The 13,983-nt window shown below is 54.8% G+C and carries 13 protein-coding genes; 5 read left to right on the top strand and 8 right to left on the bottom strand.

From position 1 onward, the window contains the following. The first annotated feature begins 676 nt into the window (after positions 1–676). The 4 genes from ACZ5TB_RS08645 to ACZ5TB_RS08660 are packed head-to-tail and all read left to right on the top strand — an operon-like array spanning position 677 to position 4,023. On the top strand, positions 677–2,251 hold the full coding sequence (locus ACZ5TB_RS08645; RefSeq protein WP_464790918.1) for a recombinase family protein: 1,575 nt from the start codon (positions 677–679) through the stop codon (positions 2,249–2,251). Continuing rightward, positions 2,248–2,427 (top strand): ParB N-terminal domain-containing protein, encoded by a 180-nt coding sequence (locus ACZ5TB_RS08650; RefSeq protein ID WP_464790919.1) that lies wholly within the window; start codon positions 2,248–2,250, stop codon positions 2,425–2,427. The genes ACZ5TB_RS08645 and ACZ5TB_RS08650 overlap by 4 nt, the downstream gene beginning before the upstream one ends. Beyond that, on the top strand, positions 2,414–3,139 hold the full coding sequence (locus ACZ5TB_RS08655) for a plasmid partitioning protein RepB C-terminal domain-containing protein (protein ID WP_464790920.1): 726 nt from the start codon (positions 2,414–2,416) through the stop codon (positions 3,137–3,139). Before ACZ5TB_RS08650 ends, ACZ5TB_RS08655 begins: the two co-directional genes overlap by 14 nt. Then, the gene (locus tag ACZ5TB_RS08660) at positions 3,136–4,023 is read left to right on the top strand and encodes a plasmid partitioning protein RepB C-terminal domain-containing protein (RefSeq protein WP_464790921.1); all 888 of its coding nucleotides are present in this window, start codon (positions 3,136–3,138) and stop codon (positions 4,021–4,023) included. Before ACZ5TB_RS08655 ends, ACZ5TB_RS08660 begins: the two co-directional genes overlap by 4 nt. 36 nt (positions 4,024–4,059) lie before the next feature. On the opposite strand, the gene ACZ5TB_RS08665 is transcribed toward ACZ5TB_RS08660, so the two are convergent. The 8 genes from ACZ5TB_RS08665 to ACZ5TB_RS08700 form a co-directional block, all read right to left on the bottom strand. Then, a complete protein-coding gene (locus ACZ5TB_RS08665) occupies positions 4,060–4,359 on the bottom strand; it encodes a CcdB family protein (protein ID WP_464790922.1) in 300 nt (99 codons plus the stop codon). Next, positions 4,359–4,610: a type II toxin-antitoxin system CcdA family antitoxin gene (locus tag ACZ5TB_RS08670; RefSeq protein ID WP_464790923.1), complete on the bottom strand. Its 252-nt coding sequence runs from the start codon at positions 4,608–4,610 to the stop codon at positions 4,359–4,361. Before ACZ5TB_RS08670 ends, ACZ5TB_RS08665 begins: the two co-directional genes overlap by 1 nt. A 169-nt stretch (positions 4,611–4,779) precedes the next feature. After that, entirely contained in the window at positions 4,780–8,469 is a 3,690-nt protein-coding gene (locus ACZ5TB_RS08675; protein ID WP_464790924.1) for an RNA-directed DNA polymerase, read from the bottom strand. A gap of 206 nt (positions 8,470–8,675) precedes the next feature. Continuing rightward, positions 8,676–8,957: a hypothetical protein gene (locus ACZ5TB_RS08680; RefSeq protein WP_464790925.1), complete on the bottom strand. Its 282-nt coding sequence runs from the start codon at positions 8,955–8,957 to the stop codon at positions 8,676–8,678. An 83-nt stretch (positions 8,958–9,040) separates the two neighbouring features. Next, on the bottom strand, positions 9,041–10,201 hold the full coding sequence (locus ACZ5TB_RS08685; RefSeq protein ID WP_464790926.1) for a tyrosine-type recombinase/integrase: 1,161 nt from the start codon (positions 10,199–10,201) through the stop codon (positions 9,041–9,043). A gap of 239 nt (positions 10,202–10,440) precedes the next feature. After that, positions 10,441–11,943: an AAA family ATPase gene (locus tag ACZ5TB_RS08690; protein WP_464790927.1), complete on the bottom strand. Its 1,503-nt coding sequence runs from the start codon at positions 11,941–11,943 to the stop codon at positions 10,441–10,443. 124 nt (positions 11,944–12,067) lie between these two features. Continuing rightward, positions 12,068–12,424, bottom strand: a complete 357-nt coding sequence (locus ACZ5TB_RS08695) for a hypothetical protein (protein ID WP_464790928.1) — start codon at positions 12,422–12,424, stop codon at positions 12,068–12,070. 46 nt (positions 12,425–12,470) lie between these two features. Further along, complete coding sequence (locus ACZ5TB_RS08700; protein WP_464790929.1) at positions 12,471–12,887, bottom strand: hypothetical protein; 417 nt, start codon at positions 12,885–12,887, stop codon at positions 12,471–12,473. A 239-nt stretch (positions 12,888–13,126) separates the two neighbouring features. Here ACZ5TB_RS08700 and ACZ5TB_RS08705 point away from each other — a divergent pair, with 239 nt between their 5' ends. Next, the gene (locus tag ACZ5TB_RS08705; protein ID WP_464790930.1) at positions 13,127–13,897 is read left to right on the top strand and encodes a LysR family transcriptional regulator; all 771 of its coding nucleotides are present in this window, start codon (positions 13,127–13,129) and stop codon (positions 13,895–13,897) included. Positions 13,898–13,983: the final 86 nt, after the last annotated feature.

The following is a 13,983-nucleotide window of genomic DNA, read 5'->3' on the forward strand; positions in this document are numbered from 1 at the left end:
TCATTACGAAGGCGACTCACGGGTTGAGCGAAAGGCTAGGTTTTTCTGGCGATTTTCGGATCAAAGCGGGAGGCAATTTCGCCTTCTCCCACGCCCTACCCAAACGCAGCGGAAGTCCAGCTTTGGGCCGCTTCCTACTGAAGGCACTTTGCTAGGAAGCAATCCTGGACTTCGACCTGCGCCATACCTGCGAAGTCCAAGTCGGCAGCGCAGGTCATGCCTCGGCCCACCCGGCGTGGATGCGCGCGCGGCCTATGGGGACAACTCGCTGCGCAGGCGTCTGACACGCTCGGCCATCCGCTCAAGTTGGTTCTCTATCTCCTGAAGGTCCAGCGCGACCATTAGCTGATCATGGCCCAGCAGCTTTAGCAATGCCGCCATCACGCGCCGTGAGTGTGCGGCCAGCACGAGCAAGTTCCGTCCGCTCGGGCAACTTTGACCATGCAGCCAAGCCCGGGCGGACCGATCGCTCACGTCAGCCCACTTCATCACGGTCTTTGCGGCCCGTCGCGAGCCTCCGAGCTCCTCGGTGAGCGCCTGACTAATAGCAGCTGCGATTTCAAATTCCGACCACAAGGGCCGTTTCGGAAGCCGAGTTCCGGTATTAGGAAGCATACTTCACCGCCTTCCATAGTAAGCCGACCAGCTGGCACATTCTGCCAAATGCGAGACTGGTATGGTTATCAACTGGAACCAGCCCGGCGCACCAGACGCCCACCAGGAAGGGAAGCGCATCCCAGCGGCTGAGTATGTCCGCATGTCGACGGAACATCAGCGATATTCGACTGACAATCAGGCCCAGGCCATCAGGGAGTATGCCGAAGCGCGAGGTTATGAGATTGTCAAAACCTATGCGGATGAAGGGAAGAGCGGCCTCAGTTTAGGCGGTCGCGCAGCGCTGCAACGCCTCTTGGGCGATATCGAATCAGGACGTGCCCAGTTCAAGGCGCTCATCGTGTACGATATCAGTCGCTTCGGCCGTTTCCAGGACACGGATGAAGCAGCATCCTACGAGTTCAGATGCAGGCATGCTGGTGTGTCCGTGCACTATTGCGCTGAACCGCTTGAGAACGATGGCAGCATCGGCTCATCCATCATAAAGACCGTCAAACGAGCAATGGCGGGCGAATACAGCCGAGAACTTTCAGTGAAGGTTTTTGCTGGTCAGGCAAATTTGATCCGACTCGGCTTTCGGCAGGGTGGCGCTGCTGGCTTCGGACTACGGCGAGTGCTTGTTGATCAGGACGGTCACCAGAAGAGCGAACTGGGCCGAGGCGAACACAAGAGCATTGCAACCGATCGGATCATTCTTGTTCCCGGACCCGACGACGAGGTGAAAATCGTTCAGGATGTTTACCGTCGCTTCGTTCACGATGGCATGCAGGAGCGCGAAATTGCAGCGATGCTCAACGGCCAGAACGTCCTGTCAGATTTAGGCCGCCCGTGGACGCGAGGCTCCATCCACCAACTACTGATCAACGAGAAATATATCGGCAACAATGTTTGGGGGCGCACCTCCTTCAAACTGAAACGCGAGTATGTTCGAAACAGCCCAGAAGAGTGGATAAGATCGGACGGTGCATTTCACGCAATCGTTGACCGAACGGTGTTTGCAAAGGCTCAGGCCATCATTGCAGCTCGGTCGGAGAAACTTTCTGATGCCGAGATGCTCGATGCTTTGAGGAAGATACTCGAACGGAACGGCCAGCTTTCAGGGATCATAATAGACGAAGCCTGTGACGCGCCATCGAGCAGCGCATTTCGCTCGCGGTTTGGTAGCCTTCTGCGCGCTTACGCACTGGTCGGTTTCTCGCCGGACCATGATTATCGATATCTCCAAATCAATAAAAGACTACGAGAAATCCATCCTAGTGTTATCACCGATGTAACTGCTGGTATCGAAGCGGCAGGAGGCTTAGCGCTCGTTGATGAGACAACAGACATATTAACTGTAAATCGAGAGTTTACCGCATCTATTGTGATTGTCCGCTGCTTTCAAACTAGCGCTGGCTCACTGAGATGGAAGGTCAGACTGGATACAGCTCTTAATCCGGACGTAACAGTCGTAGCCCGAATGGATGAGGAAAACGACCACCCAAAAGACTTCTACATCTTGCCCCGCCTCGACATGAGATCGGCACTTTTACGCTTGGCTGAATATAACGGCCTTTCCTTTGACGCTTACCGCTTTGATGATCTCTCGTCGTTCTACCGAATGGCTGCACGTCGTCGACTAAGGAATGCGGCATGACAAATGCGCTACCCGCACAAAGGGTTGAATTGATCCCAATCGACCGGATCACGGTGGTGAACCCGCGCATCAGGAACAGCCGGGTCTTCCGAGAAATCGTTGATAATATTGGCAAGGTCGGCCTCAAGCGCCCCATCACCGTCACTCGACGGGCGGAAGCTGATGGCCCATTATGATTTGGTGTGCGGGCAAGGCCGCCTGGAAGCTTATAGGGCATTGGATCAGACGGAAGTTCCCGCCTTGGTCGTCAGCGCCGATCCGGAGGATTGCCTCGTGGCAAGCTTGGTGGAGAATTGCGCACGGCGGCAGCACAAAGCTATCGACCTCCTTCAAGATATAGCGGGGATGAGGCGGCGCGGGTATTCTATCGCGGATATCGCGCGGCGAACCGGCTTAACCGCTGAATATGTTAGCGGCGTCGCCCATCTGTTAGAAAATGGGGAGAAGCGCCTGCTCCAATCGGTGGAAAGCGGAACGATTCCCCTGAGTATAGCTATCGAAATCGCAGACGCTCCTGACCAAGATGCACAGACAGCGCTAAGCAGCGCATATGATAAGGGCCTTCTCAGAGGTCGCCGGTTTGTCGCCGCAAAGAGGCTCCTCGAGATACGAAGACGCCGAGGCAAAGGCCTGGACTGGTCTAACAGCAGGCCGCGCATCCCGGTTTCCGCCGAAGCCCTGGTAAAAGCATATCAGGAAGAAACCGACAGGAAACGCGTCATGATTAGGCGCACCGAAATCACCCGCAGCCGCTTAATTTTCATTGCGGAGGCGCTTCGCAAGCTGATTAAGGACCAGCAATTCGTTGGGCTTGCCGAAGACGAAAATCTCGCCACCCTGCCTGAAAATATAGCTCTTCGCTTAGGAATGCAGGGAGCCAACCTATGAGGAGGCCGCGCAAGTTAATCGCTCAAGCATTTGAAGACGCTACTCTGCGCATCAATCTCGCGGCAATACTTCCCCTGCGAGAGGTATCCGATCAGGTAAAGAAATCCGTGAAATATGCTCAGATCGCTGCGTCCATCAGCGAGGTCGGCATCATTGAACCGCCTGTCGTAGTTAGGGACCCCCATAATCCGGATCAGTATCACCTTCTTGATGGCCATCTCCGAGTACAAATCCTGCTCGAGCGAGGCGATTCAGAGGTGGTATGCCTTGTCGCTACTGAAGATGAAGCATTCACCTATAATAAGCGCGTCAACAGAATTGCTATAATTCAAGAACACAAAATGATTCTCAACGCGATTCACAAGGGCGTTTCGGAGGAGAGGCTTGCTCGCGCCCTAAATGTTAATATCGCAAATATTCGCTCGAAGAGAAATCTTCTTAGAGGCATTTGCCCTGAAGCTGTTGCCCTGCTTGACGATAAGCACCTCCCGCTTGCAGCCTTTGTGGAACTTCGGAAATTGAAGCCATTACGACAGATTGAAGCGGCCGAGCTAATGATCGCGATGAACCGATTTTCCTCCGGCTATGCCAAATCTCTGGTTGCGGCCACTCCAGAGGATCAGCTGGTCGCGGGACGTCCGAAAATCCTGAAGGGATTAACCTCCGAGCAAATCGCGCTTATGGAACGGGAGTCAGCCAGCCTAGATCGGGAATTCAAGATGGTTGAACAAACCTACGGCGCAGATCACCTCGATCTCGTTTTAGCGATTGGATACGTGAACCGCCTTCTCAGCAATGCGCGCATCGTGCGATATCTGGCGCATCATCATGCCGAAATATTGGGCGAGTTCCAAAAGATCGTCGATATTCCACAAGCTGCGTGACGCCCGCCCCCCCCGGACGACCACACCCTTTGCCAATCAGAAGCCAAAAATGAGCATGTCTAGCGCAGCACCAATAGAGTCCTGCTCTGACCTGAGCGATTGCGTGATTTCCCCCAACTCCCGCGTTGCCACGCTCGCTGCAAACTGCGTCACCATGGCGTAGCGCTCACCGTCCAGATTAAATATGGGGTTTAAGCGCGCTGCAGGTTTGGGAGCCTGTTCAATCGGGAGAAGCGGAACGACTAAACGGGTGTTGAGATCAGCGAGAAGATCCGCCTGACAATCGAGCACAAGAGGACCGCCATTCTCTTGACGATACACATCAAACTTTGCCATTAGAACTGGCGATGCCTGCTCAAGGGCAAGCCATGTTGCTCAACATAGTCGTTGGAACTTTTCAAGGCGGAAGCATTTTCCTCCCTCCAGAGTCGCCCCCGCTCCTTGGCTATCTGCTCGAGCAATCCCACCTCGCACGCGCGCGAAATGTTGATGCCGAGCCCTTTAGCTTCCGCTACCAACGCCATGTCGAGGGACACATTGGTAGGCTTCCGCCCCTGTCCTGTGAATTCATGCTCAAGCCTGCCCATTGCAGCCTCCTTCCATGCGCACAAATATGCGCATTCCGCTCTGTCTCGTCAACCGGTCAGCAGGCCTAAACATAACCGCAGTTATCACTCCACGTATGGAACAGCATCGAAATTATAGACGCTGATGCGCTCCTTAAAATGCCAGCGGGAACACCCAGGCACCTCTGGCCTAATAGCCCGCAGGAGGATATTTCCATTCGCCAGCTCCGGTGAACCCATTCGCACGGCGCGCCTTCATGTCAGCAATATCGTCGATCTCAAAAAACGAGATACTTGCTTGCGGCTGTCCGTGCGTATGGAAAATTTGCCTTTGAAAGGTAGCCCCTTTGGGAAGGTGCGCGTTACTGCCCCCGAAGGCACCGTTGTTGGCTACGATCACGAGCTGGTACATATGATAATGAAGCGCTTGAGCCATTTGGTCAAACGTGCCGACATCACGATTGAGCGCAGGAATGGCAAAAACGTCTGATCGTCCGCGCAAATCTGAGACCAAATCTAAGTCAGTGCCGTCGTAACAAACAGACCCTGTAAGCCATAAAGGATCGGCGTGGGGCTGTGAGGACCATTCATAACCCACGAGCCATTGGCAAGGCCGAAAGCCGTCGATCACTGGAGAAGGTGTATTGAACGGCGTTTCCATGGGCGAGAGGTACTTCTTCCCCTGCCGCCGAATGATAGTCTGAAGCCCTTGGCCGGGAACCATCCGAGGGATAATCCAAACTGCGGAGTTTACTAACAATCCACCAGGAATAACCCGCTCATACGTCAGTCCTGCCAAAATCGCTGTCTTGAACGCTCGTGCGAAAGGGACCAAGTGCGTCGCTATGTCGCGTGGATGTACCGACAACTCAGGAAGTATAAGCCAGTCGAGACGCTTATTTTGGTTTTTGTGGGTATCTCGAAGGTCCAGCATCTTTTCCACAGCTGCTAATGCCGTAGACAGATGATTTCGGTGTTTACGCCTGATGCTGGGATTTGACAGTTCTGGTCCGTGAGTCCGGAAGTCGGCCACCTCAGGCGTGACGGATTGAACGACGCAGCCACGTAACGGTCGGCCAGCGCTAGAACGTGTACCTGGAATTGGAGCGGCTACTGGTATCATCAAGACACCGGTAGATTTACCGACCATTTCATATGCTTTGCTGAGGTTATCGGAGATTAATTCCTCGGTGCTGTCGATATTCAACTCATCTGGATGGGCGTTCGGTGAGTAGCACCCCGGCCAGACCAAAAGTGAAAAAAGAAGATCTTGCGTAAATTGCGAAATTGGGAGCCAATCGTCGCCAAACGCTTCATGACCGTTGTAAAAACCATAAAGCCTCTGAAACCAATGACCGCGTGTTGGCCGGTAAATCGGCTCCGCTTCCTTTCGGGATGCTGGCCGAACGGGTGCAGTAAAATCAACTCGAGCGGTCAAGATGTACCGAAGAAGGTACCCCAGTTGGAAACGCCATTCTTGCCCCTTAGGCGCCCAGTATGGTGGGGTATAAATCGATCGATACGTTGGGGCGGTAGCCACGGACTGAAAGCTCAGTTCCTGAGCCGTTTCGTATGCACCCCTCCTTTCCAGGGCTACCTGAATGGTGGCGGGTGTGACGATGGTGGGGATCCTACCAGCCTTAACCTCACGCACGAACGCCAATGCAAAGCTCAAGACGCCAATTTCGTGCCGTAGAGGATTTAACGGATTATTCCCAACGATATCCTTTAGCGGCCGACGGTCTTTCGACATCGCCCATTCCACCACACCTAAATCTTCTGCGAGCCCACTTGTTGACCCGATTGAGATATTAGTCGCACGATGAACATCTCGTGCGAATTCAATATCTCGCGCAGCGATTTCGGAAAAGCGGCCTTCCGACATTGAATTCGATATCAGCGAGATTGCTTCATTTTCGGATAAAAATGACCTTCTGGCAACGATCGAAAGAATCGCATATTCTGCATCTGCAAAGGTGTCATGCTCGCCTGTTAGAAACCTGATCATCCTCAGGTAACGGTCTTCGGCAGCACGTTGGCGGGGCAACTTCACCTGTTCTTTTGAATGTACGGCTAGATACAACAAGGCTTGCTGCCGGACGAACCAGGGTATGGCTCTGCTCTTGCTCAAGCCAATTTTTAGAGCGGCTTTGCCTAGAAGAAGCCGATATCCCTCTAAATTAGCGCCCTTTGGGAGCTCCTCGTCGTCGTTTACAAATCCGGTCTCGGTAGCCCCCGCCCTCAATATCTCAGCCATGCAGTAGTAAGCGATTTCCCGTGGCAGTTTCTGCCTCAAGGTACCATCGATGTAAGGCTCAAGCAGATGCAAAACCTCTCTCAATATTTGCTGAGAAGGCCAAATATCCAGTGCTACTCGTAAAAGTCGAACATTCGCCGGGTTAGTAACCCAGCGATCGATAAGTGTAAGCGCGAACGCTCGCGCTTCCTCGTCAAGCTCCTCCTGCGTCAAGCGCTGACGCCGAAAGGTTTCCTCACCTATTTCGTTCATAACCCCAACTGGGCGGTGTTCTAGTAAAGGACGAAGGGAGCGATAGGTCCTTCTGTAACGGGCTGCGGCAAAGCGGCCAATAGTTTCGTCCTTGACATCCGAAAACGCCCGCAGCGAGACCGGACGCCCGTCTTCGCTTGCAACGTTCAGTGCGCCTTGGGAGCGAACCAACGCCTCAATCGCCTGTATTACTTCTTCGCCTCCCGCCGCGTCGAAGCCACCCGAAACGGCAGCCTGAATCCTCTCCATTTTCCGCGACTGCCGAATGAGCTGCTGGTCTTCGCCGCCGAATTCCGCAGTCTGCGTTTTTTCCTCAGCCAGGAGGAGGCCGGGAGCCTCTTCTGAAAGCAGATTACCAAGCCACTCGTAGAGCCGCAGTTGCACGTCGGTGCTGTCCACTCCCGCAGCCGCAGTGACTGTGAGCCGCAGGTCGTCCACATAACGGCACGCATCTCGCAGCCATACACCTGGGACGACCTCTTGCCCGAAATGGCCACGCAATCGCGCATCGAAATCGATCAACACAATGTTTGAAAAGAAACCAGCAGAGACTAGCCCTTGGGGGAGAGATATCTCCGAATAAGATTGCAGGCCTGCAGCCTGAGAATAATGTTCAGCTCGTTGCCTAGAGCCTTCGTTCCAGCGCCAGGAAAAAAACTGGCTGACGAGATCGCGAAAACGTGGGTCATCCTCGTCGGTGAGAAAGTTACCGATCTTCTCTTTTAGAAGGCTTGGTCGAACCCGATCATAGAACTGTTTCAGGTCGGTTTGAAGAATGAACGTACGATCACCGCCTACCAAGCCTGCCGCAACCGTCTCAGGTCGTGCGAGGAACGATCTGTAATCTTGGAAATAAGCGCGATATAGCTTCGTCGATCCCCATCTATGAACGAGCGTTTGCCGTGAACGGTCAAAGTCGCTGAACAGTCGATTGCCGTAGGAGAGCACGGATGCGCGTTGCGCCAATTGCTGAAAAGGCGCGGCCGGATCACCTTGTCGTGTTTCCACTCGCTCGCTCAAACACAGCAGGATAGCTGTCGTGACCACCTGATCCGCAAGCGATACATGGGCCAACGGACGAATTTTTACATCTCGCCTATCTGATGGTTTCCACTGGCCCTCTTTGTCGATCAACCAAGTTTGGCTCTTTGGAGCTGGTACAATTCGGATTTCGCGCGTCTGATAATTTCCTGCTTTGATGCGCTGGGAAAGCCGGTTAATGAATTTTGGAAGATCGGCAGCCGTACGGTCCAGCTCCAGCGTATCTGCAAACCAATTATGATAGCGGATATATGAAGCAGTCTTTTTCCAAGCTTGTACCAGAACGTATTCTTGGGAAGCCAGATCGATATCTGGAATTAGATGATGCATTCACTTTCCCCGCGTCACTATGCATCATCTATTTGCGAATATGTTTCGCTTCGTCAACGTGTGGTGAATCTGCGCTGCTCAACTTCCGGGCGAGCAACTCGCGTGAATCACGGTTGATCAACATAATGGCCGTTATCGCGCCGCTGCAGCGCCTTGAATGGAAAACGCCCCATCCATCACAGTACGCACCTGATGGGGCACTTCCCTTAAGCCAGCAGGCTGTAGCGGCCTTCGGCGTCCCGCTGCCAGCGATGTCGTTCTGGATCGCTGCCCGTGCCGTTGTTCAACGTCAGTGCGGCATGTCGATAGTCAAAGCCAAGATGCCTCATCGCCCCGACGAGACGCGGACGGGTGTTAACGCCCTCTGAAATGCAGGCAGTGATTACCGCGATGGCCTGGTCGTGCTTGCTGGTATCGTCACAAGCGTGAATGAGATCGCGTAGTCGGTCGAACAGCGCGGCGCTGCTGTCGGATGGGTTAGTGGTCATGGGATTTCCTTCGAAAAAATATGGAAAATGACCCCATCCACGCGCCAGCCGTTTCGGCCAGAACATGGATGGGGTGCGGCCGATCAGGCCAGAGGGAGTTGCATCTTCTTCGCCCCGGCCTCCACCGCTGCCAGCAAAGTGTCATTGGCGAGATGGGAGTAGCGCATGGTCGACTTGTGATCGGCGTGACCCAGCACTCTGCCCACGGCAAAAAGGTCGATCCCGGCATTGATCATGAAGCTGGCCGCTGAGTGTCGAAGGTCATGGATACGGAGATCGGGCAGCTTCGCCTCCTCCCGCGCCGTCTGCCACACCCGCTTGATGGAAACGAACGGCTTGCGGGTTTCGAGATTGGGCAGGACATAGGGGCACTTATCGAACCTTGGCACAGCATTGAGGATGTCGATCGCAGGCCTGGACAGCGGCACATATCGCGCCTTCCCCGTCTTCGAAGTCGGGATCAGCCATTGTCGCTTTTCCAGGTCGATATGCCGCCATTCCGCATGAAGCAGTTCCGACACCCGCGCCCCTGTCAGGAGCAGCAGGCCAACAATATGCTTGAGCTGGGGGTTCAGCGACGCTTCCACCGCTGCCATCAGCCGCTTTGCCTCGGCGGCATTCAGGTAACGGTCCCGCGCATTATTGATCGGCTTGCGGGGAATGCCCTTCACGGGATTTTTGACGACGCCGGGCATGTTCCAGCGCAGAGCCAGTTCGAACGACCGATTGAACAGCACCCTAATCTTCTCGACCGTCGCGGGAGCGAGCCCCTCCTCTTGTTTCTGCGCCAGCCACTTCGCGACGGCGGGTTGCGTGATTTCGTCCAGCCGCAGCTTACCCCAGCGCGGGAGCAGATGTAGACGGATGATCCGTTCGGTATTGGCCGGGGATTTCTGATAGGTCTTGGCGTAATCGAGATGCTGGTCGGCAAGGGTTGCGTAGGTCGGGATAGCCCGCTTCTCCTTTTTCGTCGCCCCTGGATCGCCGCCTAACGTCACCTCTGAAAGCAATCGCTGAGCCTCTTTCTTGACCTTATCGAAAGATACATCCCCATATCGGGCAATCTTGTGCTGACGCTGATCCCCGTGCTGATCGGGGTAACGAAGATAGTAGGTCTTGCCACCGGACGCACGGCATTCGAGCACAAAACCAGTGATGGCCGTGTCATAATAGTCGGTCCGTTTACTGCCGGGATTGCACTGGGCGATTAGGCAGAATGACGCATCAAGTTTCTGTTTTGGCATTATATCTTCCTTGTCTGAATGAGTTGGGATTGGGTCCGCTGGGAGGCGGCAACGGCGCGCAAGGGGACAGCACCAGACGCAGCCGGATCGGCGTCCGGCGTGCTTCGGTGGTGGCGGTTGGAGGTAGCCGGAGGGGGAGAGGACACCCCCGCCCCGTCCCCCCGGCAGCTACGATTTCAGGTTCGCGGTTCCGCACCCCGGCCGTGGGGGCCGCGAGGGTGAAAACCTAAATCCTGGCCTTAGGCGGCGAGGGGGATGTCGGCCGGTTCGGCTGGAGGCAGCAGGGCATATCGCTTCTCGCCCCGATGCTGGATGCTGAAGTGCCAATGATGGGAGGACGGGTCATCGCCGGTGAAGCCTTCGATCGTGCGGATGGCGGCTCGCTGACTGACTTTGGCCCTACGAGCCACTTCTTTGGCCAACACCATCTTCGCCGCTATGCCTTCGGTGATGCAGGCTTTGATGACCTCAATCACCTCCGCAACGGACCGCTCCGCTTCGATCCGCTCGAAGTCCCCAAGCTGATCCGGGTCAACCAGCCGGACCGACGCGAGACGTTCATCATAGCTGATATCGCCCTCGTCAGCGTAAGCGTAGGCTACCTTGGGGGCGTTATTTCCCCGCCGCTTGATATTGGTGAACAGCACCACCTTCTCGCCCGCCTGGCCCTCCCCTTCCATCGGCGTGGCGATATAGGCAGCGTCGCAATCATCGACGGTATCAGACGTGCCAGCATAACGCGCCTTGCCATTGCCATCCGGATTCTTGTTGGTGTGCGCCAGCCCAAGCACCGCACCGCCCGCCATGGCAATCTGGCGACAGGCATTGGTGAAGGCGCTGGCCCTGCCCTTGTCCATCAGTGACACGAACTTCTTGACGGTATCGATAATGATCAGGCTGCCCTTCGCCTTGTCCATCTCGACCACCTCCTGGAAAATATCGAGAAGGTTTTGCGATTTGAAACCGCGTTGCCCCGGCGCGAGGGTATGAACCCCCATATCGTCCATCAACCGCATCTTGGCCGCAAAGCCCGAGCTGCTGTCATCCGCGTTGATGTACCACACGTTGCCGGGGTTGATGCGACCGGCATCGATCGCTTCAGCCAGAAGGTTGAGGGAAATAAGCGTCTTTCCCGCATTGGGCGGCGCGAACAGGAATGTTACCTGCCCGGTTCGACAGATATCCCCCAGCAGCGGCTTTTCTTCGGTCGCCCTCGCCTCAAACTCAGCAGCCCTGCCACGAAGGCTATAGCTGGAAAGCGGGCTGTTCGCGATTTCCGGTTCCGGTTTCGGCCCAACCGCTTGCCGGACCTGTGCCGTTGGTAGCAGTGGCAATTCAGACACCGATCTGACGACATAGGTGCCAGGATCAGTCGGCAAGGGTATCACGTCACCGGCTTGGAGGCATTGCACTGTTCCCGGCAGGCCCGTGGTATCGAGACGCGGGCAGTCCAACCCGATGCGTGCCAGCCGGAATCTGCGCGGTCCAATGGAGATGACCAACATCTCGGTAATCGGAAAACCATCCAGCACGGGGCCTATCTGTCCTGCATTTTCCTGCAGCACGGTGAAGGCGATCACGCCAGCGGGCAAGACGGCCGTTAGATCGTGCCCGTCGGGGCAAAAGGGGCTGTTTGTATGGCCCAGCGTGGGCGTGAAGCCGAAATCGCGCCAGAATGCGATGTCCGCCCGCTCGATTTCAGCAGGCAAAGGGGTAGCGTCAGAAAGTGGAGGATGGTCCACGATCAGTTCCTTTCATTCATTTTTTGATGTGACAGGCCCACAGTTTTGCGGGCGGCTCATGCGTCCAGGCTAACCGCGCACCTGGATTAAACGCCCGCTCTGACCGGGCGCCTCTATGCTGACTTTACTGGGCACCTCTCAACAACGAGGCCTCGTCGTGCAGCACGAGCTTACGAGCGTATGCCAAGGTCCGTGTTTCATACCAGAGATGACGCTCAGGATCTTTGCCGCTGTTTTCAAGCAGAATATTCCAAAGCATCCGCTGACTTGAGCCACTAATTCGTCCGGCCGCCGCTAACAGCTGAGAATAATCGGTGACGCCGTGAGCGATGCAGTTCATTAAGGTTGCTGCCTCGACCGACCCGCGCGTTTTATGTAGCCGGGCCAACTCGCTCGGCTCACGCGCCGCATTAAATTCGCTTACATATGCTCGCCCGATGGCAAAAAGCCTGTCCCGGTGTGCGGGCAGTGTGATGTTCATATGGGAATATCCTAGATAAGTTATGGAAGCGACGGGAATGCCGAAATCACCTGCGACCCAAGGGTGCGATTTCCCATCGTTTCGCGTCTCGGTCGAAGTTCCAGCTGAAGAGCCAACCTTCGTAAAGGAACGGCACATGTTTGCGGGCCTTATCGCCCTTCTTTGGCTTTTTCGGCCTGGGAAGAAAGGCTAATGCGCGCATCTTCTCTTGGAGCAGCGACCGGTCCGCCTCTGTCCATAGCGGCGAAGGGCCGAGGATGACGTCGCTGTCGCGCTCGTCATATTCACCACAGACCTTGACGTCCCACACTCGTGTCGCCGGGTGGTAGGACCAATAGCAGGTATCGTCGGTCACGTGATACCAACCAAATATCTCTTCGTAATGGGGATCTGTGGCCTTCGGCAGTCCAAATGCCTCGACCATCTCCACATGCCTGGTCGCGGCATAGATATTCACAAACATTATCTTGTGGTCCTTCATCGGTTATCGAAACAGCGCGGATTGGCTGTCGAATTGGCTTGTGAAGGGCCGGTGAAGGTCCCGGAACCCCCGCAAATTTGCAGGAAATGAGACCAAAATGCCTGCACGACGAACTGCCCTTTTTCAGCGATGAAGCGTTAAAGCGGCAGGGGACTTGAAGCGTTGCGCAGAACGAGCCAACGGCTTGATCAGAAAGAGTGTGATCGAAAGGGGCGACTACCATGGTAATGAAGACGATGGACCTGCAGCTCGGTTGGCTGGAGGCATTTGTCGCCACGGCCCGCCATCTCAGTTACAAGCTTGCTGCAATAGAGCTCGGGGAAAAGCCGGGAGAAACGAAGCGGCACGTCCTGCAGCTTGAACGCTGGCTCCATAGGGTGTTGGTTCTGGATGCACCGCTCGAACTGAACGAAGAAGACGGCGAGTGGTTTTTACCCATCGCAACAAACTGCCTGGAGCTGTTCTCGGACGCTAAAGCATCACCAAACGACCCGCCATCAAAGTTAATGCTCCGAAAATCGAAAACATCCGACATTCGCTTGGCTGACCTGCAGACTTTCATAAAAATCGTTGAGCATGGAAGCTTTAAGGAAACAGCGTATGAGATCGGCTGCTCTCATGATCAAGCTCGCCGAAATATTCGGAGTTTGTCAGGAGCATTAGGGAAAACTCTCCTAGAAGGAAGGTCAATTCTAAGACCGACCGATGATGGAATTCGATTTTTGGAGACTGCAAAGTTTATCTTAGAAACGCTTTTGCACAGTCAGGCGATCATTCCCGATGGTTACGATCCCGTCAGGGAACAATTGAGGAAGAGTGCCAATACCGTGGACATCTATAGCATGAAGCTATCACCCATATTGTCCCAATTTGAGCAAAAGAGGAAAATGTCAAAAATAGATCAGTTCGAGATTACAGAAGGTAAGAAAACTTTGAAAAATCTAGACGATTTATCAAATGCCATCTCCAATTTTCTCGCCTCAAAGGCTTAGCGGAAGAGATGCCAATCGCCGATCCTAGGTGCTTGCAGCGAAAACATGGCATGTCGAACTCGATCGCCGCGTATATTGTTTAGTGA

This window comes from Sphingobium sp. TomTYG74 (assembly GCF_055393875.1).

Coding starts and splice junctions, on each gene's coding strand:
- ACZ5TB_RS08645 (WP_464790918.1), top strand. CDS start 677: ATGGTTATCAACTGGAACCAGCCCGGCGCACCAGACGCCCACCAGGAA.
- ACZ5TB_RS08650 (WP_464790919.1), top strand. CDS start 2,248: ATGACAAATGCGCTACCCGCACAAAGGGTTGAATTGATCCCAATCGAC.
- ACZ5TB_RS08655 (WP_464790920.1), top strand. CDS start 2,414: ATGGCCCATTATGATTTGGTGTGCGGGCAAGGCCGCCTGGAAGCTTAT.
- ACZ5TB_RS08660 (WP_464790921.1), top strand. CDS start 3,136: ATGAGGAGGCCGCGCAAGTTAATCGCTCAAGCATTTGAAGACGCTACT.
- ACZ5TB_RS08665 (WP_464790922.1), bottom strand. CDS start 4,359: ATGGCAAAGTTTGATGTGTATCGTCAAGAGAATGGCGGTCCTCTTGTG.
- ACZ5TB_RS08670 (WP_464790923.1), bottom strand. CDS start 4,610: ATGGGCAGGCTTGAGCATGAATTCACAGGACAGGGGCGGAAGCCTACC.
- ACZ5TB_RS08675 (WP_464790924.1), bottom strand. CDS start 8,469: ATGCATCATCTAATTCCAGATATCGATCTGGCTTCCCAAGAATACGTT.
- ACZ5TB_RS08680 (WP_464790925.1), bottom strand. CDS start 8,957: ATGACCACTAACCCATCCGACAGCAGCGCCGCGCTGTTCGACCGACTA.
- ACZ5TB_RS08685 (WP_464790926.1), bottom strand. CDS start 10,201: ATGCCAAAACAGAAACTTGATGCGTCATTCTGCCTAATCGCCCAGTGC.
- ACZ5TB_RS08695 (WP_464790928.1), bottom strand. CDS start 12,424: ATGAACATCACACTGCCCGCACACCGGGACAGGCTTTTTGCCATCGGG.
- ACZ5TB_RS08700 (WP_464790929.1), bottom strand. CDS start 12,887: ATGTTTGTGAATATCTATGCCGCGACCAGGCATGTGGAGATGGTCGAG.
- ACZ5TB_RS08705 (WP_464790930.1), top strand. CDS start 13,127: ATGGTAATGAAGACGATGGACCTGCAGCTCGGTTGGCTGGAGGCATTT.